The organism is Streptomyces sp. NPDC024698, assembly GCF_055559015.1.
In genome coordinates this window covers 118,634-136,540 of the sequence record NZ_JBVHLK010000008.1, presented here as the reverse complement: position 1 = coordinate 136,540, position 17,907 = coordinate 118,634, and the positions used below count along the sequence as shown (strand labels likewise).

General features: G+C 71.1%; 16 protein-coding genes and 1 tRNA gene. 8 read left to right on the top strand and 9 right to left on the bottom strand.

Translation table 11 applies throughout. The features are described from left to right. The first annotated feature begins 47 nt into the window (after nucleotides 1-47). A complete protein-coding gene (locus tag ACZ4AA_RS20360) occupies nucleotides 48-1,802 on the top strand; it encodes a sensor histidine kinase (RefSeq protein WP_467603724.1) in 1,755 nt (584 codons plus the stop codon). A 170-nt stretch (nucleotides 1,803-1,972) separates the two neighbouring features. Next, nucleotides 1,973-3,022, top strand: a complete 1,050-nt coding sequence (locus ACZ4AA_RS20355; RefSeq protein ID WP_467603719.1) for a M23 family metallopeptidase — start codon at nucleotides 1,973-1,975, stop codon at nucleotides 3,020-3,022. A 196-nt stretch (nucleotides 3,023-3,218) separates the two neighbouring features. Here the strand turns inward: ACZ4AA_RS20355 and ACZ4AA_RS20350 are convergent, their stop codons facing one another. From ACZ4AA_RS20350 to ACZ4AA_RS20325, 6 genes are all read right to left on the bottom strand, one after another. Next, on the bottom strand, nucleotides 3,219-4,106 hold the full coding sequence (locus tag ACZ4AA_RS20350) for a Cof-type HAD-IIB family hydrolase (RefSeq protein WP_467603714.1): 888 nt from the start codon (nucleotides 4,104-4,106) through the stop codon (nucleotides 3,219-3,221). 95 nt (nucleotides 4,107-4,201) lie between these two features. Then, complete coding sequence (locus ACZ4AA_RS20345) at nucleotides 4,202-5,104, bottom strand: LLM class flavin-dependent oxidoreductase (protein ID WP_467603712.1); 903 nt, start codon at nucleotides 5,102-5,104, stop codon at nucleotides 4,202-4,204. 172 nt (nucleotides 5,105-5,276) lie between these two features. Continuing rightward, nucleotides 5,277-5,825, bottom strand: a complete 549-nt coding sequence (locus ACZ4AA_RS20340) for an RNA 2'-phosphotransferase (protein WP_467603709.1) — start codon at nucleotides 5,823-5,825, stop codon at nucleotides 5,277-5,279. A gap of 176 nt (nucleotides 5,826-6,001) precedes the next feature. Then, nucleotides 6,002-6,946: a MerR family transcriptional regulator gene (locus ACZ4AA_RS20335; protein WP_467603706.1), complete on the bottom strand. Its 945-nt coding sequence runs from the start codon at nucleotides 6,944-6,946 to the stop codon at nucleotides 6,002-6,004. Between the two features lie 7 nt (nucleotides 6,947-6,953). After that, entirely contained in the window at nucleotides 6,954-8,723 is a 1,770-nt protein-coding gene (locus ACZ4AA_RS20330; RefSeq protein WP_467603702.1) for an SDR family oxidoreductase, read from the bottom strand. Further along, nucleotides 8,720-9,562, bottom strand: coding sequence for a M24 family metallopeptidase (locus ACZ4AA_RS20325; RefSeq protein WP_467603697.1), 843 nt, complete (start codon nucleotides 9,560-9,562; stop codon nucleotides 8,720-8,722). The genes ACZ4AA_RS20330 and ACZ4AA_RS20325 overlap by 4 nt, the downstream gene beginning before the upstream one ends. Nucleotides 9,563-9,823: 261 nt before the next feature. On the opposite strand from ACZ4AA_RS20325, the gene ACZ4AA_RS20320 reads away from it, so the two are divergent. The 6 genes from ACZ4AA_RS20320 to ACZ4AA_RS20295 all read left to right on the top strand — a co-directional run bounded on the left by ACZ4AA_RS20320 (nucleotide 9,824) and on the right by ACZ4AA_RS20295 (nucleotide 14,106). After that, nucleotides 9,824-10,786: an ABC transporter ATP-binding protein gene (locus ACZ4AA_RS20320; RefSeq protein ID WP_467604366.1), complete on the top strand. Its 963-nt coding sequence runs from the start codon at nucleotides 9,824-9,826 to the stop codon at nucleotides 10,784-10,786. Then, nucleotides 10,776-11,681, top strand: a complete 906-nt coding sequence (locus ACZ4AA_RS20315; RefSeq protein WP_467603695.1) for an ABC transporter permease — start codon at nucleotides 10,776-10,778, stop codon at nucleotides 11,679-11,681. The genes ACZ4AA_RS20320 and ACZ4AA_RS20315 overlap by 11 nt, the downstream gene beginning before the upstream one ends. Beyond that, the gene (locus ACZ4AA_RS20310) at nucleotides 11,678-12,589 is read left to right on the top strand and encodes an ABC transporter ATP-binding protein (RefSeq protein ID WP_467603692.1); all 912 of its coding nucleotides are present in this window, start codon (nucleotides 11,678-11,680) and stop codon (nucleotides 12,587-12,589) included. The genes ACZ4AA_RS20315 and ACZ4AA_RS20310 overlap by 4 nt, the downstream gene beginning before the upstream one ends. Nucleotides 12,590-12,599: 10 nt before the next feature. Next, complete coding sequence (locus ACZ4AA_RS20305) at nucleotides 12,600-13,319, top strand: ABC transporter permease (RefSeq protein WP_467603689.1); 720 nt, start codon at nucleotides 12,600-12,602, stop codon at nucleotides 13,317-13,319. Nucleotides 13,320-13,446: 127 nt separating this feature from the next. Then, nucleotides 13,447-13,755, top strand: coding sequence for an SGM_3592 family protein (locus ACZ4AA_RS20300; protein WP_467603687.1), 309 nt, complete (start codon nucleotides 13,447-13,449; stop codon nucleotides 13,753-13,755). Nucleotides 13,756-14,019: 264 nt separating this feature from the next. Beyond that, nucleotides 14,020-14,106, top strand: a tRNA-Ser gene (locus tag ACZ4AA_RS20295). A gap of 62 nt (nucleotides 14,107-14,168) precedes the next feature. Here ACZ4AA_RS20295 and ACZ4AA_RS20290 read toward each other — a convergent pair. The 3 genes from ACZ4AA_RS20290 to pheA all read right to left on the bottom strand — a co-directional run bounded on the left by ACZ4AA_RS20290 (nucleotide 14,169) and on the right by pheA (nucleotide 17,804). Next, the gene (locus ACZ4AA_RS20290) at nucleotides 14,169-15,023 is read right to left on the bottom strand and encodes an HAD family hydrolase (RefSeq protein WP_467603682.1); all 855 of its coding nucleotides are present in this window, start codon (nucleotides 15,021-15,023) and stop codon (nucleotides 14,169-14,171) included. Beyond that, nucleotides 15,020-16,297, bottom strand: a complete 1,278-nt coding sequence (gene serS, locus ACZ4AA_RS20285) for a serine--tRNA ligase (RefSeq protein WP_467603679.1) — start codon at nucleotides 16,295-16,297, stop codon at nucleotides 15,020-15,022. Before serS ends, ACZ4AA_RS20290 begins: the two co-directional genes overlap by 4 nt. Nucleotides 16,298-16,868: 571 nt before the next feature. After that, the gene (gene pheA / locus ACZ4AA_RS20280; protein WP_467603675.1) at nucleotides 16,869-17,804 is read right to left on the bottom strand and encodes a prephenate dehydratase; all 936 of its coding nucleotides are present in this window, start codon (nucleotides 17,802-17,804) and stop codon (nucleotides 16,869-16,871) included. Nucleotides 17,805-17,907: the final 103 nt, after the last annotated feature.

Below are 17,907 nucleotides of genomic sequence, written 5' to 3'. Positions count from 1 at the left end.
CCACGCTCCGACTTTTCCTTGCAAAGCAGACTTATTAGGCTCGATGCATGTCAGCGGCGAGGGGCTCCCCCGTCCCGGGCGACAACGACACGGGCGACGGCGAGACGGGCGACGGCGAGACGGGCGGTGACGCGGGCCCGGCGGCCCGTGCTCCCGCGGGACTGTCCGCCGCGTCCGCCGCACGGGTCCCGCGGCTGCTGGAGGCCGTGCGGACGGTCGGCTCGGGGCTGGAGCTGCGCTCCAAGCTGGACCGGATCTGCGAGACCGCGGCCGAGCTCACCCGGGCGCGTTACGCGGCCATCGGAGTCGTGGACGAGAGCGGAACAGGCCTCGCGGAGTTCGTCCAGTACGGCGTCGACGAGGAGACCGCCCGCAGGATCGGGCGGCGGCCCGACGGCCGCAAGGGGCTGCTGGGCGCGCTCATCCGCGACCCCGACCCGGTACGCCTGGCGGACCTGACCGATGATCCGCGCTCCTGCGGCTTCCCGGCCGGTCATCCGCCGATGCGCAGCTTCCTCGGGGTGCCGATCCGGGTGCGGGGGGAGATCTTCGGAAACCTGTATCTCACGGAGAAGCTGGGCGGCGGCACCTTCGACGACGACGATCTCGACCTGCTCCGGGTGTTCGCCACGGAGGCCGGTACCGCCATCGGCAACGCCCGGCTGTACGAGGCGGCGAAGCAGCGTGAGCGCTGGATCGACGGCTCCGTGGCCGTCACCACCGCGCTGCTGGCGGGCGGCGACGCCGACGACGCCTTGCAGATCGTCGCGGAACAGGCCCGCCGGCTCTCCGGCGCCGCGGCCGGGCTGGTGCTGCTGTCCGCGGAGGAGGGCGGTCTGGAGGTCGTCGCGGTGGCCTCGGACCACCCGTCGAACGCGCTCGGTGTGGTCGTCCCGCCGGAGAGCGAACTGGTCGCCGAACTCCGTGACGGAAAACCGGTGTTCGTGGCGAACGCGTCCGCCGATCCGCGCATGCGCACCGATCTCACCCACGCCTACGGGCCCGTCATGATGCTCCCGTTGCAGAGCGACGGCCGGGTGCTCGGCGCCCTGCTCACCCCGCGGTCCCGCGACGGACGGCAGTTCACCGCGACCGAACGGACCGTCGCCACACAGTTCGCCTCGCAGGCGGCCCTGGCGCTGATGATGGCCGAGACCCGGCGCGACCGGGAACGGCTCGCGGTGTACGAGGACCGCGACCGGATCGCCCGCGACCTGCACGACCTGGTCATCCAGCGGCTGTTCGCCACCGGGATGATGCTGGAGAGCGCCCAGCGCCGGTCGAAGGTGCCCGAGGTGTCGCGGGGTGTCGGCAAGGCGGTCGACGAACTCGACGTCACCATCCAGGAGATCCGCACCGCGGTCTTCGCGCTCCGGCAGGGCCCCGCCGAGACGTCGTCCGGGCTCAGCTCCCGGGTCCTGCGCGAGATCAACATGGCCGCCGTGCCCCTCGGATTCCACCCCGGGCACCGCTTCACCGGCCCCGTCGACACGGCGGTCGGCGAACTCACCGGCAAGAACCTCATCGCCGCGCTGCGCGAGACCCTCTCCAACGCCTTCCGGCACGCGGGCGCCTCCCGGATCGAGGTCTCCGTCGACGCCGACTTCCTCCTGCCGGACGGGCGGCCGGGCGTGCGCCTGGCCGTCGCGGACGACGGCGTGGGCATCCCCGACGGCGGCCGGCGCAGCGGCCTGAGGAACATCGAGCGGCGTGCCGAGTCACTGGGCGGCGCGAGTTGGTACGGGCCGGGGATCGGTCCCGACGGCGGCGGTACGACGGTGGTGTGGCAGGTACCGCACTGAACCTCCTTGCGCGGACGATCTGTTCGCGAGCGGTGCGGGCGCCGAGGTGGCGGGCCGCCCCGCCACCACGAGACCGTTCGGCGGTGCGGCTGGGCCATTCGTGACGTCCTGTCCCCCGGGTGCACCCCTTGAACGGGCCGGGTCCCGGAGCGCGGGCCACGATCGCTGTCATGCGCTCCTCTCGCCGTCATCCCCTTCTGATCCCGGCCCTGTTGTCCGTGCTCGTGGTCCTCGCGGCCCGGCCGGCGGCGGCCGAGGGCGACGGCGACGGCGCGGACCTCGACGTCAGCACCCAGGTGGCGCGGCTGTACGAGGACGCGGCCGTGGCGACGGGACGGTACGAGGCGGGACGGCAGGACGCCGAGGCGCAGCGCGGCCGGGCGGAGCGGGCCGAGCGCCGGCTCGTACAGGAGCGGCAGGAGATCTCCGTACTGCACGAGGACCTCGGTCGTATCGTGCGCGCCCAGTACCGGCAGGGCGGCGGGCTGCCGTACACGGCGCAGATCCTGTTCGCGAAGGACCCCGACGGGCTGATGCGCGGTCAGCAGGCGGTGCGTCGGGCCGATCTGGCCGTGGCCGGCGCCGTCGCGAAGAGCCGGCGCGCCGAAGGCCGGCTGGCCGTGGACGAGGCGAAGGCCCGTTCCGAGTGGCAGGCGCTGGAGAAGCGGACCGAGGAGCTCGCCGCGATCAAGCGGACCATCGAGGCCGGCCTCGACGAGGCGCGCTCTGCGTTGCAGAGCCGGGCGGACGCCTCCGTGGCGGCCGGCGCCTGCCGGGGCGCGGTCCGTCTCGACCAGCCGCCGACGGGGTTCACGCGGGAGTGGGTCACTCCGGTGGAGACGTACGAACTCTCCGCGGGCTTCGGCAGCGGGGGTGAGCACTGGGCGCACCGGCACACCGGGCAGGACTTCGCGGTGCCGATCGGCACTCCGGTGCGGGCGGTCGGAGCCGGCCGGGTGGTGAAGGTGTCCTGCGGCGGTGCCTTCGGCATCGAGGTCGTGATCGAACACCCCGGCGGCTACTACACGCAGTACGCGCATCTCGCGTCCGTCGCCGTCGACCAGGGGGAGCGGGTCTCGACCGGTGAGTGGATCGGGCAGTCGGGCACGAGCGGCAACTCCACCGGCCCGCATCTGCACTTCGAGGTGCGGGTGACACCGGACATGGGGTCGGCGATCGACCCGGTGCCGTGGCTGGCGGAGCACGGGGTCGTCGTCTAGGCCCTCCGGCGGGTGGCGCCGGAGGGCCGTGGCCGAACCCGGGGCCCGGGATGTTGCCGGAGGACACCTGGTCGGACTCGGGCCCCGGGATGTCGCCGGAGGCACCCGGTCGGACCCGGACCCCCAGGGAAGCCACAGGAGGGCCCGTGGCCGTGCTCTCGCAGCGCTGTGAGCGCGCTACGAGCCGCCCACCGCGTTACGAGCGGTCCGCCAGGATCCGCTCGATCACCACCGCCACCCCGTCCTCGTTGTTGGCGACCGTGCGCCCGGAGGCGGCGGCGATCACGGCGGGGTGGGCGTTGCCCATCGCGTACGACCGGCCGGCCCAGGTGAGCATCTCGACGTCGTTCGGCATGTCACCGAAGGCGACGACCTCCTCGGGCGCGATACCGCGCTCGGCACAGCACAGCGCGAGCGTGCTGGCCTTGGAGATGCCCGGGCCGCTGATCTCCAGCAGGGCGCTGGGGCTCGACCGGGTCACGTTGGCCCGGTCGCCGATGGCCGGGCGGGCGACGGCGAGGAACTCGTCCGGGTCCATCTCCGGGTGGAACGCGAGCACCTTCAGCACCGGCTGATCGGCGTCCAGCGCGTCCTCGGCGAGGAGCTTCTCGGCGGGCAGGACGATCTCCGGAGGCTCCATGTGCATCAGGGGGTAACCCGGTTCGAGATGGAGGCCGAACGTCCGCTCGACGGCGCACACCGTGCCGGGCGCCGCGGAACGCAGGATCCGGATGACGTCGAGGGCGGTGTCGGGGGTCAGTTCGCGGATCTTGACGAAGCGGTGGGCGCCCGGGCCGCCGTGCAGGTCGACCACGGCGGCGCCGTTGCCGCAGATGGCCAGGCCGTGCCCGTGGACGTGGTCGCTGACGACGTCCATCCAGCGGGCCGGGCGGCCGGTGACGAAGAAGACCTCGATGCCGGCCTGTTCGGCGGCGGCGAGGGCGGCGATCGTGCGGTCGGACACCGATTTGTCGTCGCGCAACAAGGTGCCGTCGAGGTCCGTGGCGATCAGCCGGGGCGGGACGGTGGAGGCCGGGGTCTCGGGCCGGCGAGTCGCTGAGGTCACGGGCTCATTCTCCCGCATATATGCGCACGGCCGTGCGGCGGTGCGCACACTTGAGTGGTTACCGCCGCATCCCGCCCGCGGCCGTCAGGTCCCGCGGCGTCCCGGGGCGGGGTTCAGCCCAGCTGGGCCACGGCTTCCATGGCGATCCGCTCGAAGACCTTCGCGTCGGCGGCGAAGTCCGAGTCGGGGATCGGCCAGTGGATCACGATCTCGGTGAAGCCCAGTTCGGCGTGCCGGCCCGCGAAGTCGACGAACGCGTCTACGGACTCCAGGGGACGGCCTCGGTCCGGTGTGAAGCCGGTGAGCAGGATCTTGTCGAGCTCCGCCACGTCCCGGCCGATCCCGGCGCACGCGTCGGCGAGCTTGGACACCTGTCCGCGAATGGCTTGAACCGACTGCTCGGGGGTGCCCGTCTCGTACAGCTTCGGGTCGCCGGTCGTCACCCAGGCCTGCCCGTGCCGGGCGGCGAGCTGGAGTCCGCGCGGGCCGGTGGCGGCCACGGCGAACGGCAGCCGGGGGCGCTGGACACAGCCCGGGATGTTGCGCGCCTCGTGCGCCGAGTAGAAGTTCCCGCCGTAGGAGACGGAGTCCTCGGTCAGGAGCCGGTCGAGCAGCGGGACGAACTCACCGAAGCGGTCCGCGCGCTCACGCGGGGTCCACGGGTCCTGTCCGAGCGCGGTGGCGTCGAAACCGGTGCCGCCGGCTCCGATGCCCAGCGTGATCCGGCCGTTCGAGATGTCGTCGAGGGAGATCAGGTCCTTGGCGAGGGTCACCGGGTGCCGGAAGTTCGGCGAGGTGACGAGCGTGCCGAGTCGCAGCCGGTCGGTGACGGCGGCCGCCGCCGTCAGGGTCGGCACGGCCCCGAACCACGGGCCGTCGCGGAAGGTCCGCCAGGAGAGGTGGTCGTAGGTGAACGCGGTGTGGAAGCCGAGCTGCTCCGCGCGCTGCCATGCGGAACGCCCGCCCTCGTTCCAGCGGACGTACGGCAGGATCACGGTGCTCAGACGCAGACTCATGCGTCGAGCGTAGACGGAGCCGGGAGGCGAACGCCTCAGGACCAGGCGGCCGACGCCTTGGGACCAGGCACCCGACACTTCAGGACCAGGCGGCCGACGCCACGGCGCCCGTGCGTCCAGGCGCCCCCCAGTGTCCCGGCGCCCCTGTGTCCTGGCGCCCCGGTGTCCCGGATCAGTGCGGGCCGGGAAACCGCAGATAGCGCGGGGGGACGGTCCGCGTCAGCCAGACGCCGTTGGCGCTGACCTGGAAGACATGGCCGTCACGGTGCATGGCGGCGGCGTCCACGGACAGGACGACCGGGCGGCCGCGGCGGGCGCCGACGCGGGTGGCCGTCTCGCGGTCCGCCGAGAGGTGCACGTCGTGCCGGTTCATGGGCCGCAGGCCCTCGGCGCGGATCGGGTCCAGACTGCGGGCCACGGTCCCGTGGTAGAGGTACGGCGGCGGGGTCGCCGGGGGCAGTCCGAGGTCGACCTCGACGGAGTGGCCCTGCCTGGCGCGGATCCGGGTTCCCTCGACGGCGAAGCGCTGCTTGTCGTTGGTGGCCACCACGTGGTCGAGCTCTTCGCGGGTGAACCGGAAACCGTGGGCGGCGGCCGCGGTGATCAGGGTGCCGATCTCGACCCAGCCGCCCTCGCCGAGGGTGAGCCCGATCCGCTCGGGCTGGTGCCGCAGATGTTTCGAGAGGTACTTCGACACCTTCACGGTGCGCTTTTCGTCCATCGGTTCATCGGCTCGTCTTTCTGTCCGATCATCCGTCTGCTCATGTTCTTGCATCCTCTCAGCGTGCCTGGAGAGAGGCGGATCACGCATTTGATTTTGGACTGGAGGTTTGATCCACAACCAAGTGGCGTTATCCACAGGTGAATTGACGAATCTGTGGACAACGCGCTTACGGTTTAAGGTGTTTCGTCAACAACTGTGGGGAAAGGGCCGTTTGTGGTCAGCTGGTCCAACGTACGTGTCTGTAGCTCACGTTCGGCGGCCGCCGTCACGAACTCCGCCGCGTGCTCCACGCCAACCAGACGCTCCACGGCCCGCATTGTCCCGGCGGGCACCTCCACCCGACGAGCACCTTCCGGCTCCATCGGGACCGGCCCCGCCGCCAGCTGCCGGCTCAGGTGAAGGGTCGCGAAGTGCCGCATCGCACGGGCCAGTTCGGCGTCCACCGCCTGCTGGGCCAGCGGCCGCAGCCGCCGTACGAGCGAGGCCGCCTCGGCCGCTTCGGCGTCGCTCGGCGGACGCTCGCCCAGATAGCGTGCGAAGACGTGCTCGGTGGTGAACTCCAGGAAACGGGAGGCGATGTGCTCGACCTGCCCCCTCAACTCCCTGAGATGGCAGGCGATCGCGGACAGGGAGACGCCCGCGTTGTACAACTCGACCGCCACGGAAAGTTCTTGAGGGCTCGGGACGAGGAAGAAGTCCCCGTCGCCCGGGACGGGCTCCAGCACGCCCAGTTCCACGGCCTCCGCGACCGCCGCGTCGTCGGGACGGCCGCCGAACCGCTCCACCAGCTCGCTCCGGGAGATCCGGGCGGCCTCCTCGTCGGTCCACGGCCCGTCGACCTCCGCGACCAGGCCGAGTATCCCGCCGAGCCCCCGGCCCGCGTCCCAGGCCTCCAGCAGCTCCTTGATCGAGGCCAGGGTGTAGCCGCGGTCCAGGAGATCGGCGATCTGCCGCAGCCGCGCCAGATGGGCGTCCGCGTACACGTTGGCGCGCCCGCGCCGCTCGGGCCGGGGCAGCAGACCGCGGTCCTGATAGGCGCGGATCGTGCGGACCGTGGCGCCACTGCGGTGCGCCAGGTCCTCGATGCGGTAAGCGGCACCGCCCGCCTCGTCGCTCATCCGTCCCTCACAGGCGTGGCTCCATGCGGGCGATCGCGCGCAGCGCCCCGGGCGCGAACCGCTGGAGGAGGCGGACGCCGCGCGCCTCGGGGGTGACCGGAACCACCGCCTCGTCGCGGACGACCGCGCGCAGGATCGCGTCGGCGACCTTCTCCGGCGGGTAGTTGCGCAGCCCGTAGAGCCGCGCCGACTTCCTCTGGCGCCGTTTCTCCTCGGCCGCGTCGACTCCCGCGAAACGCGCGGTCGAGGTGATGTTCGTGTTGACGATGCCGGGGCAGATCGCCGAGACGCCGATGTCCCGGCCCGCCAGTTCCGCGCGCAGGCACTCGCTCAGCATCAGCACGGCCGCCTTGGAGGTGCTGTAGGCGGGCAGTGCCTTGGAGGGCTGGTACGCCGCCGCAGAAGCGATGTTGACGATGTGGCCGCCCTGCCCGCGCTCGGCCATCTGCCTCCCGAAGAGCCGGCAGCCGTGGATCACGCCCCACAGGTTGACGTCGAGGACCTTCCGCCAGTCGTCCGCCGTGGTGTCGAGGAAGGAGCCGGAGAGCCCGATCCCGGCGTTGTTCACCAGGACGTCCACCACGCCGTACTCGGCGGCGACCTTGTCGGCGAGCTTCTCCATGGCCTGCTCGTCGCCCACGTCGGCCGTCTCGGCCCAGGCCGCGGGCGAACCGATCAGCAGGGACATCTCCGCCGTGCGGGCCGCGGCCTCCGCGTCCCGGTCCACGGCCACCAACCGGGCGCCGGCCTCGGCGAACGCGAAGGCGGTGGCCCGCCCGATGCCGCTGCCGGCACCGGTGACGAGCACGAGCTGTCCGCCGAACCGGTCCGCGTACTTTCCGGTGGCGACCGGCTCGGGCGCGGGCGCACCGGTCCCGCGGCCCGCGTTGGCCGTCACGAACTCCGCTATCCAGGAGGCCAGTTGATCGGGCCGGGTCCGCGGGACCCAGTGCTTGGCGCTGAGCGTGCGGCGTACGGAGTCGGGGGCCCACTTCTCCAGCTCGTCGTAGAGCCGCTCGGAGAGGAACGCGTCGCCGAGGGGAGTGATGAGCTGCACCGGCGCGTGGGCGTACGCGTCCTCGCGGGGCCGGCCGAGCCGGGACCGTACGTTGTCGCGGTAGAGCCACGCTCCGTGCGCCGCGTCGGAGGGCAGCGAGGGGGTCGGATAGTCGCCCGCGGGCACCTTCTCCAGCCGCTGGAGGATCTTCGGCCACCGCTTGCCCAGGGGGCCGCGCCAGGCCAGTTCGGGCAGCACCGGCGTGTGCAGCAGGTACACGTACCAGGACTTGGCGCCCTGGCCGAGGAGCTGGCCGACCCTTCGCGGGGTGGGCCGGCGCATCCGCCGCTTGATCCAGTGGCCGAAGTGGTCAAGGGAGGGCCCCGACATCGAGGTGAAGGACGCGATCCGGCCTTCCGTGCGAGCGACCGTGACGAACTCCCACGACTGCACCGAACCCCAGTCGTGGCCCACGAGGTGCACCGGCTCACCGGGGCTGACCGCGTCGATCACCGCGAGGAAGTCGTCGGTCAGCTTCTCCAGCGTGAACCCGCCGCGCAGCGGCCGCGGCGCCGTCGACCTGCCGTGCCCCCGTACGTCGTACAGCACGACATGGAAGCGGTCGGCGAGCCGCACGGCGACCTCGGACCACACCTCCTTGGAGTCCGGATAGCCGTGGACGAGCACCACGGTCGGCTGCCTCTCGTCACCCAGCTCGGCGACGCACAGCTCGATCCCGCCCGTCCGCACCCGGCGCTCGCGCGCCCCCACGAGACTCACTTGTCCTCCGCCCAGCGCCGCGCGTGCGGCAGATCGTCGTCGAGCCAGAACGCGCTCTCCTCGGGGTCCCTGGAGTCGGTGACCACCAGGAGTTCCTCGAACTTCGCGCCCGTACCCCGGAATCCGAGATGCGGTTCGACCGCCCACAGCCCCGGCCGGGGCGGGTGGTCGGAGAAGGTGTACGGCGACCACAGCGGGGACCAGCCCTCCCGGTGCCCGCGCAGCGCGTCGCCCGCCAGCCCCTTCAGGGACTGGACGCCGAACCCGAACAGCCGCGGTGACCAGGGCCGTTCCCGCACCCGGTCCACCTTGTGCGCGATCACCCCGAAGGGATACGCGCGGTGCCGGTTGGCGCAGCCCTGGCGCACCATCAGCCGGTCCACGTCCTCGTAGATCTCGCGCAGGGACCGGCGCTCGCGCACCTCGCGCAGGATCAGCTCGCGGTGCGCCTGAAGATCGGCGAGCAGTCTGTCCTGGACGGGGTTCGGCCCGAGCGAGCCCGAGTAGCCGATGTCCGCGGTGAAGCCCTTGTACACCGGCGCCATGTCGAGGATGAAGGGCATCCCCGGCTCCAGCCGGCGGTCCGTGGGGAAGAACTGCAACGGGATCCGGAAACCGGCGAAGGCCGTGCGGTCGCCGAACCAGGCGAACGGCAGATGGAACCAGTCCCGCACCCCGCGCTCACGCAGCCACACCCGCTGCGTGCGCGCCGCCTCCCGCTCGGTGACGCCCGGCTCCAGCTGCGCCGCGACCGCCTCCGCGCAGGCGTACGCGAGCCGCTGCACCTCTTTGAACCCCCGCAGTTCCACCGCGAGTTCGCCTGTCATGGCCGTCGTCATGCCACCGCCCCACCTGTCCGCACCGACCGCGGTACGTGCTCGCAACGTGACACCGGCGAATGTGACAGTTGTTAGAGGCTGCGTCAATAGGCCCGTGTCCGGCTGTGGACAACCGGTCGCCGGCGACCCGGCGCGGCCCGCCCGCCGGTCCCCGTACCTGAGGGTGACCCCTACGGGCCCGTACGCCTGGAGGCTGACGCGGATCCACCTCCGTGGGCTGACGACCCGTGTGGGGTGCGCCACTACCGTCGAAACGTGACTGTGATCGCGACCGAAAGCCTGAGTAAGCGGTACCCCAGGGTGACCGCGCTTGACCGGCTCTCCGTGGACGTCGGGCCCGGTGTGACCGGACTCGTCGGAGCCAATGGAGCCGGCAAGTCCACACTGATCAAGATCCTGCTGGGTCTGTCCCCCGCCACCGAGGGCCGCGCACATGTGCTCGGCCTCGACGTCGCCACCGAGGGCGCCGCCATCCGCGAGCGGGTCGGGTACATGCCCGAGCACGACTGCCTGCCGCCCGACGTCTCGGCCACCGAGTTCGTCGTCCACATGGCGCGGATGTCCGGGCTGCCGCCGGCCGCCGCCCGCGAGCGCACCGCGGACACCCTGCGCCACGTCGGTCTCTACGAGGAGCGCTACCGCCCCATCGGCGGCTACTCGACCGGCATGAAGCAGCGCGTCAAACTCGCGCAGGCCCTCGTCCACGACCCGCAGCTGGTGTTCCTGGACGAACCGACCAACGGCCTGGACCCCGTCGGCCGCGACGACATGCTCGGACTGATCCGGCGCATCCACACGGACTTCGGCATCTCGGTCCTGGTCACCTCCCACCTCCTGGGCGAACTGGAGCGCACCTGCGACCACGTCGTGGTCGTCGACGGCGGCAAGCTGCTGCGCTCCAGCTCCACCACGGACTTCACCAAGACCACCACCACCCTCGCCGTCGAGGTCACCGACAGCGACCAGCACCCGGACGGCACGGGCGCGGTCCGCGAGGTGCTCCACGCGCGGGGGATCGAGACCCACGAGGGCGGCGGACTCCCGGGCGCGGGACACATCCTGCTGCTCACCGCCGAGAGCGAGGACACCTACGACCTCGTCCGCGACGTGGTCGCCGACCTCGGCCTCGGGCTGGTCCGCATGGAACAGCGCAGACACCACATCGCCGAGGTCTTCACCGAGAGCGACGCCCAGCGGAAGGAGGCGGTCGGCCATGGCAGTTGAGCACCCCCTCACCCAGCCGGGTGAGCAGACCCGTATCCACAACATCGGTTACCGCAACTACGACGGCCCGCGCCTCGGCCGCGCCTACGCCCGCCGCTCCCTCTACTCGCAGTCCCTGCGCGGTGCCTACGGACTCGGCCGTTCGGTCAAGTCCAAGGTCCTGCCCATGCTGCTCTTCGTGGTCATGTGCGTCCCCGCGCTGATCATGGTGGCCGTCGCCGTCGCCACCAAGGCGAAGGACCTGCCCGTCGACTACACGCGCTACGCGGTGATCATGCAGGCGGTCATCGGCCTGTACGTCGCCTCCCAGGGGCCCCAGGCGGTCTCGCGGGACCTGCGCTTCAAGACCATCCCGCTGTACTTCTCGCGCCCCATCGAGACCGCCGACTACGTCCGCGCCAAGTACGCGGCCCTGGCCTCGGCGCTGTTCATCCTCACGGCCGCCCCGCTGATCGTCCTCTACGTGGGCGCGCTGCTGGCCAAGCTCGACTTCGCCGACCAGTCCAAGGGCTTCGGACAGGGACTGGCCTCCGTGGCACTGCTGTCGCTGCTCTTCGCGGGCGTCGCCCTGGTCATCTCGGCGATCACCCCGCGCCGCGGCTTCGGCATCGCGGCCGTCATCGCCGCCCTGACCATCTCCTACGGAGCGGTCTCCACCGTCCAGGCCATCGCCTTCGAGCGGTCCAGCAGCGGAGCCGTCCCCTGGCTCGGCCTCTTCTCGCCGATCACCCTCATCGACGGAGTCCAGACGGCCTTCCTGGGCGCCTCCTCCGCCTTCCCGGGCCAGGTGGGCCCCTCGTCCGCGCAGGGCGTCGTCTACCTGGCCGTCGTCCTGGGTCTCATCGCGGGCTGCTACGGCCTCCTGATGCGCCGCTACCGAAAGGCCGGGCTGTGACCACGCTCACCATCGACCACGTCTCACGCTGGTTCGGCAACGTGGTGGCGGTCAACGACATCACGATGACGATCGGCCCCGGCGTCACCGGACTCCTCGGCCCGAACGGCGCCGGCAAGTCCACCCTCATCAACATGATGGGCGGCTTCCTCGCCCCCTCCACCGGCACCGTCACCCTCGACGGCAAGCCGACCTGGCGCAACGAGGACATCTACCGGCACATCGGCATCGTCCCCGAGCGCGAGGCGATGTACGACTTCCTGACCGGACGCGAATTCGTCCTCGCCAACGCCGAGTTGCACGGACTGGGCCCGAAGGCCGCCGACCGTGCGCTGGCCACCGTCGAGATGGAGTACGCGCAGGACCGCAAGATCTCCACGTACTCCAAGGGCATGCGCCAGCGCGTGAAGATGGCGTCCGCGCTGGTCCACGAACCCTCGCTGCTGCTGCTCGACGAGCCGTTCAACGGCATGGACCCGCGCCAGCGCATGCAGCTCATGGACCTGCTGCGGCGCATGGGCGACGAGGGCCGCACCGTGCTGTTCTCGTCCCACATCCTCGAAGAGGTGGAGCAGCTCGCCGCCCACATCGAGGTGATCGTCGCCGGACGGCACGCGGCGAGCGGTGACTTCCGGCGCATCCGCCGGCTGATGACCGACCGCCCGCACCGCTATCTGGTCCGCTCCAGCGACGACCGGGCGCTGGCGGCCGCGCTCATCGCCGATCCGTCGACCTCCGGCATCGAGGTCGACCTCGCCGAGGGCGCGCTGCGCATCCAGGCCGTCGACTTCGGCCGGTTCACGGCCCTGCTGCCGAAGGTCGCCCGCGACCACGGCATCCGGCTGCTGACGGTGTCACCGTCCGACGAGTCGCTCGAATCCGTCTTCTCGTATCTCGTCGCGGCGTAGGAGGCCCAAGATGTACGACCCCACAGTCGCCCGGCTCACCTACCGGGGCCTGCTCGGCCGCCGCCGGGCCCTCATCCTGGGCATCCTGCCCGTCCTGCTCATCGTGATCTCCCTGGCCGTCCGGAGCTTCTCCGGAGCCGACGACCAGGTGGCCTCGGACCTGCTCGGCGGGTTCGCGCTCGCCACCATGGTGCCGATCATCGGCGTGATCGCCGGCACGGGCGCGATCGGGCCCGAGATCGACGACGGCTCGGTGGTGTATCTGCTGGCCAAGCCCCTGAAGCGGCCCACGATCATCTTCACCAAGCTGATCGTCGCGATCGCCGTCACCATGGCCTTCTCGGCGCTGCCGACCTTCATCGCGGGCATGATCCTGAACGGCAACGGCCAGCAGATCGCCGTCGCCTACACCGTGGCCGCCCTGGTCGCCTCGATCGCCTACGCCGCGATGTTCCTGCTCCTCGGGACCGTGACCCGGCACGCGGTGGTCTTCGGACTCGTCTACGCGCTCGTCTGGGAGGCCCTGTTCGGGTCCCTGGTGTCCGGCGCGCGCACGCTCAGCGTCCAGCAGTGGGCGCTCGCCGTGGGCCACAAGGTGACCGGCGGCGACATCGTCACCTCGGACGTGAGCCTGCCGACCGCGACGGTCCTGCTGGTCGTGGTGACCGTCCTCGCCACCTGGTACGCGGGGCAGCGGCTGCGGTCGCTGACGCTGGCCGGCGAGGAGTGAGCGGCTTCCCGCGCGCGTGCCGTCTGGTGGGCGGCACGCGCGCGGGAGCCCCCTTTTTCTTGACAGCGGCTTCATCCCGGCCCGGGCACACTGGGCGAACGGGGACGCACGGCCGGGAGGAACGGGGATGGCGACCGAGGAACCACGGGGCGACGGCCGGGACCGGGCCGGGGACGGACCCGTCGATGGACCCGCCGGGCGTGGAGCCAGGACCGGGGACGGGGTCGGGGACACGGCGGGGGAGCCGTGGGACGACCTCGTGCTCGACGAGAACTTCATACGCTCCGCGGAGACGACCGAGCCGTCGGCCCGCGCGCGCATGCTCGCCGCGCGATGGCGTGAGGGCGGCCCCGATCCACAGCCCTGGCGCTCCGAGGAGCCGCCCGCCGGCTGGTTCTTCAGCAAGGCGCGCCGGCGCAGATGGCGCCGCAAGTGAGCCCGGGTCGGCCCGCCCTTTAATCAGTGGCGCCCAAGTCGGCGTACGGGCACAGTGGTTGTGTCCACGCCGCCGCGTCGAGCCGGCGCCACACGCTGGGAGAGGAGCGCGACGATGTTCATCAGGAGCAGTTCGTCGAGCTCCCGACAGGGCAGCCCGCAGCGGGTTCCGGAGTAGTCACTACCCTCCGTCGAACCCCGCTCGCAGGGGGAGTTGCCCGGGGCGGCCGCTTCGAGCGCGCGTCACCGCGCGGGCCGCCCACCCGGAGGATTGGCCGAGTGGAAAGGCACCGGCTTGCTAAGCCGTGGTCGGGGGTGAAACCCCGCGCGCGTTCGATCCGCGCATCCTCCGCACGCGACATGAGAAAAGCGCGCCACGAGCACGAGCGGCGCGAACCGTTCCCCGCACCCGCGCTACGAGCGCGTCAGCAACCGTTCCAGCACGACCGCGATCCCGTCCTCCTCGTTCGAGGACGTCACCTCGTCCGCGATCGCCTTGAGATCGTCGTGGGCGTTGGCCATGGCCACCGAGCGGGCCGCCCAGGCGAACATCGGGAGGTCGTTGGGCATGTCGCCGAAGGCGATGGTCTCGGCCGCCTTGATCTTCAGGCGCCGGGCCGCAAGAGACAGTCCCGTCGCCTTGGAGAGACCGAGGGGCAGCAGCTCCACGATCCCAGCGCCGGCCATCGTCACCCCGACGAGCCCGCCCGCGACCTTCTCGGCCGTGCCCGCGAGCTCGTCGTCGGAGAGCGTCGGGTGCTGGATGTAGACCTTGTTCAGCGGGGCAGACCAGAGGTCCGCCGCACTCCTGAGCGGGACGACCGGGAGCGAGCCCTCCAGCCTGCGGTAGCCGGGACCCACCAGCACCTCACCGTCGAGCCCGTCGCGGCTCGCGGCCAGCAGCAGCGGACCCACCTCCGCCTCGATCTTGGCGAGCGCCAGACCGGCCAGCTGCCGGTCCAGGGTCACCGACGTGAGCAGCCGGTGCTGCCCCGCGTCGTAGACCTGCGCGCCCTGACCGCAGACCGCGAGGCCTTCGTAGCCGAGCTCGTCCAGGATGTGCCGCGTCCAGGGCACCGCGCGCCCGGTGACGACGATGTGGGCCGCGCCCGCCTCGGTCACCGCGGCGAGCGCCTCACGTGTGCGCGGCGAGACCGTCCCGTCGGAACGCAGCAGCGTCCCGTCGAGATCGGTCGCGACGAGCCTGTACGGGAACGCCCCCGGCTCCGCGGCCGGGGACGGTCCCGTCGAACCGGTGGCGCTGCTCACTTGGAGATCGGCTCCAGAAGCTCGCGGCCGCCCAGGTAGGGCCGCAGCACCTCGGGAACCCGGACGGAACCGTCGGCGAGCTGGTGGTTCTCCAGGATCGCGACGATGGTGCGCGGGACGGCGCACAGCGTGCCGTTCAGGGTGGCGAGCGGCTGGACCTTCTTGCCGTCGCGCATCCGGACGGACAGCCGGCGGGCCTGGAAGCCGTCGCAGTTGGAGGCCGAGGTCAGCTCGCGGTACTTGCCCTGGGTCGGGATCCACGCCTCGCAGTCGAACTTGCGGGAGGCCGAGGAGCCCAGGTCGCCGCTGGCCACGTCGATCACCTGGAAGGGCAGTTCGAGGCCGGTCAGCCACTGCTTCTCCCAGTCCAGGAGCCGCCGGTGCTCGTTCTCGGCGTCCGCCGGGTCGACGTACGAGAACATCTCGACCTTGTCGAACTGGTGCACGCGGAAGATGCCGCGGGTGTCCTTGCCGTAGGTGCCCGCCTCGCGGCGGAAGCACGGCGAGAAGCCGGCGTAGCGCATCGGCAGCTTGTCGGCGTCGAGGATCTCGTCCATGTGGTACGCGGCGAGGGGGACCTCGGAGGTGCCGACCAGGTAGTAGTCGTCCTTCTCCAGGTGGTACACGTTCTCGGCGGCCTGGCCGAGGAAGCCGGTGCCCTCCATGGCGCGCGGGCGGACCAGCGCCGGCGTCAGCATCGGCGTGAAGCCGGCCTCCGTGGCCTGCGCGATCGCCGCGTTGACGAGGGCGAGCTCCAGGAGCGCGCCGACGCCGGTCAGGTAGTAGAAGCGCGAGCCGGAGACCTTGGCGCCGCGCTCGACGTCGATGGCGCCCAGGGCCTCGCCGAGCTCCAGGTGGTCCTTGGGCTCGAAGCCCTCGGCGGCGAAGTCGCGGATGGTCCCGTGCGTCTCCAGGACGACGAAGTCCTCCTCGCCGCCGACCGGGACGTCCGGGTGCACCAGGTTGCCGAGCTGGAGGAGGAGCCGCTTGGTCTCCTCGTCCGCGTCGTTCTGCTCGGCCTCGGCGGCCTTGACGTCGGTCTTGAGCTGCTCGGCCTTCTTGAGCAGTTCGGCCCGCTCTTCGGGGGAGGCCTTGGGGATCAGCTTTCCGAGCGACTTCTGCTCGGAACGCAGCTCGTCGAAGCGGACGCCGGACGACCTGCGCCGTTCGTCGGCGGAGAGAAGGGAGTCGACGAGCGCGACATCCTCTCCACGGGCGCGCTGGGAGGCGCGAACACGGTCGGGGTCCTCACGGAGCAGGCGAAGGTCAATCACCCCACAAGGCTACCGGTGCCCGCTTCCGCCCAACGACCCGATATTCCAGAGCGTGACCGCTGTCACGGTATGAGTGAAATGCCGGACCGAATCCCTTGATCACCGAAGGACGTCAAGGAAAAGGGGCCTACTCCCTGAAACGGGGCAGACGGCGCTTCATCGGTTGACCGGATTTCCTTGTGCGGGGCGGGACTTGCGGGACGGGTTGTCCACAGGGATCGACCCCCCGTGCTAGTTATCCACAGGCTGTGTGGAAGATCTGTGGATGTCGGAATTGATCATTCCGATCCCTCTTCGTCGGCCGAGGAATTCCCGGTTCAAACCCTCCGTACGTCCACTTTCGGGTGTAAACGATTCGCTCCATCGGGTTGATCAAGGGAAAAGGGTAGACGAAGAGGGACGTGCGAGGGTGTGGATGGACTTGGGTCGAGTAGCCGATTTGTCGATGATGTAGCGCTTCGTTGTCGACTTGTCCCCAGGTCGAGAAGCAAGCCTGTGGATAACTTTGTGGATGAAGGACATCGGCAGGCGGGACCTGGGGGAACCGCTCGGACGGGTGTGGAGCCGCCGTTCAGAACCGGCCGTCGGCGCAGCGCGCCAGCCAGTCCGAGGCCGCGGAGAATTCGGTGTCCGACGTACCGGGCCGCAGCGGCCGTACGTCCTCCAGTGCGACACCGGCACGCGGGTACGAACCGAGGAAGCGCACCTGGGGGCAGATCCGCTTGAGTCCCATCAACGCCTCGCCCACCCGGCGGTCGGTGATGTGTCCCTCGGCGTCCACCGAAAAACAGTAATTGCCGATGCCCTGGCCGGTCGGGCGGGATTCGATCCGCATCAGGTTGACGCCGCGCACGGCGAATTCCTGGAGCAGTTCGAGCAGCGCTCCGGGGTGGTCGTCGCCGAGCCAGATGACGACGGACGTCTTGTCGGCGCCGGTCGGAGCGGCGGGCCGGGCCGGGCGGCCGACCAGCACGAAGCGGGTCTCGGCGTTCGCCGCGTCGTGGATCTCGGTCACCAGCGGTTCCAGGCCGTAGGTGGCCGCGGCGAACTCGCCGGCGAAGGCCGCGTCGTAACGGCCCTCCTGGACCAGCCTGGCGCCGTCCGCGTTCGAGGCCGCCGACTCCCACAGGGCGTCCGGCAGATGCGCGGCCAGCCAGTTGCGGACCTGGGGCTGGGCGACCGGGTGCCCGGTGACCGTCTTGACGTCCTTCAACGCAGTGCCGGGCCTGACCAGCAGGGCGAAGGCGATCGGCAGCACGACCTCGCGGTAGATCATCAGCGGGTCGCCCTTGGCCAGCTCGTCGAGAGTGGCGGTGACACCGCCCTCGACCGAGTTCTCGATCGGGACGAGCGCGCCCGCGGCCTGGCCGCCGCGGACCGCGTCGAGCGCGGCCGGGACGGACACCATGGGGACCAGCTCCCGCGTCGCGGCCTCGGGAAGCGTGCGAAGGGCGGCCTCGGTGAACGTACCCTCGGGGCCGAGATAGGTGTAGCGCGTCGCCGACATACCGTCACCCTAATGGGCCTCGCCCGACGCGCCCGACGCTCGCGGGCCCCCGGCCCCCGGGCCGATACGGAGCCCGATACCGCGGTACGGAGCGGGGTACGGA

Excerpts from the sequence above, each read along its gene's own strand:
- ACZ4AA_RS20305 (WP_467603689.1), top strand. The coding sequence starts at position 12,600 with ATGTACGACCCCACAGTCGCCCGGCTCACCTACCGGGGCCTGCTCGGC.
- ACZ4AA_RS20345 (WP_467603712.1), bottom strand. The coding sequence starts at position 5,104 with ATGAGTCTGCGTCTGAGCACCGTGATCCTGCCGTACGTCCGCTGGAAC.
- ACZ4AA_RS20325 (WP_467603697.1), bottom strand. The coding sequence starts at position 9,562 with ATGACGACGGCCATGACAGGCGAACTCGCGGTGGAACTGCGGGGGTTC.
- ACZ4AA_RS20360 (WP_467603724.1), top strand. The coding sequence starts at position 48 with ATGTCAGCGGCGAGGGGCTCCCCCGTCCCGGGCGACAACGACACGGGC.
- ACZ4AA_RS20335 (WP_467603706.1), bottom strand. The coding sequence starts at position 6,946 with ATGAGCGACGAGGCGGGCGGTGCCGCTTACCGCATCGAGGACCTGGCG.
- pheA (WP_467603675.1), bottom strand. The coding sequence starts at position 17,804 with ATGTCGGCGACGCGCTACACCTATCTCGGCCCCGAGGGTACGTTCACC.
- ACZ4AA_RS20350 (WP_467603714.1), bottom strand. The coding sequence starts at position 4,106 with ATGCGGGAGAATGAGCCCGTGACCTCAGCGACTCGCCGGCCCGAGACC.
- ACZ4AA_RS20315 (WP_467603695.1), top strand. The coding sequence starts at position 10,776 with ATGGCAGTTGAGCACCCCCTCACCCAGCCGGGTGAGCAGACCCGTATC.
- ACZ4AA_RS20340 (WP_467603709.1), bottom strand. The coding sequence starts at position 5,825 with ATGGACGAAAAGCGCACCGTGAAGGTGTCGAAGTACCTCTCGAAACAT.
- ACZ4AA_RS20355 (WP_467603719.1), top strand. The coding sequence starts at position 1,973 with ATGCGCTCCTCTCGCCGTCATCCCCTTCTGATCCCGGCCCTGTTGTCC.
- ACZ4AA_RS20300 (WP_467603687.1), top strand. The coding sequence starts at position 13,447 with ATGGCGACCGAGGAACCACGGGGCGACGGCCGGGACCGGGCCGGGGAC.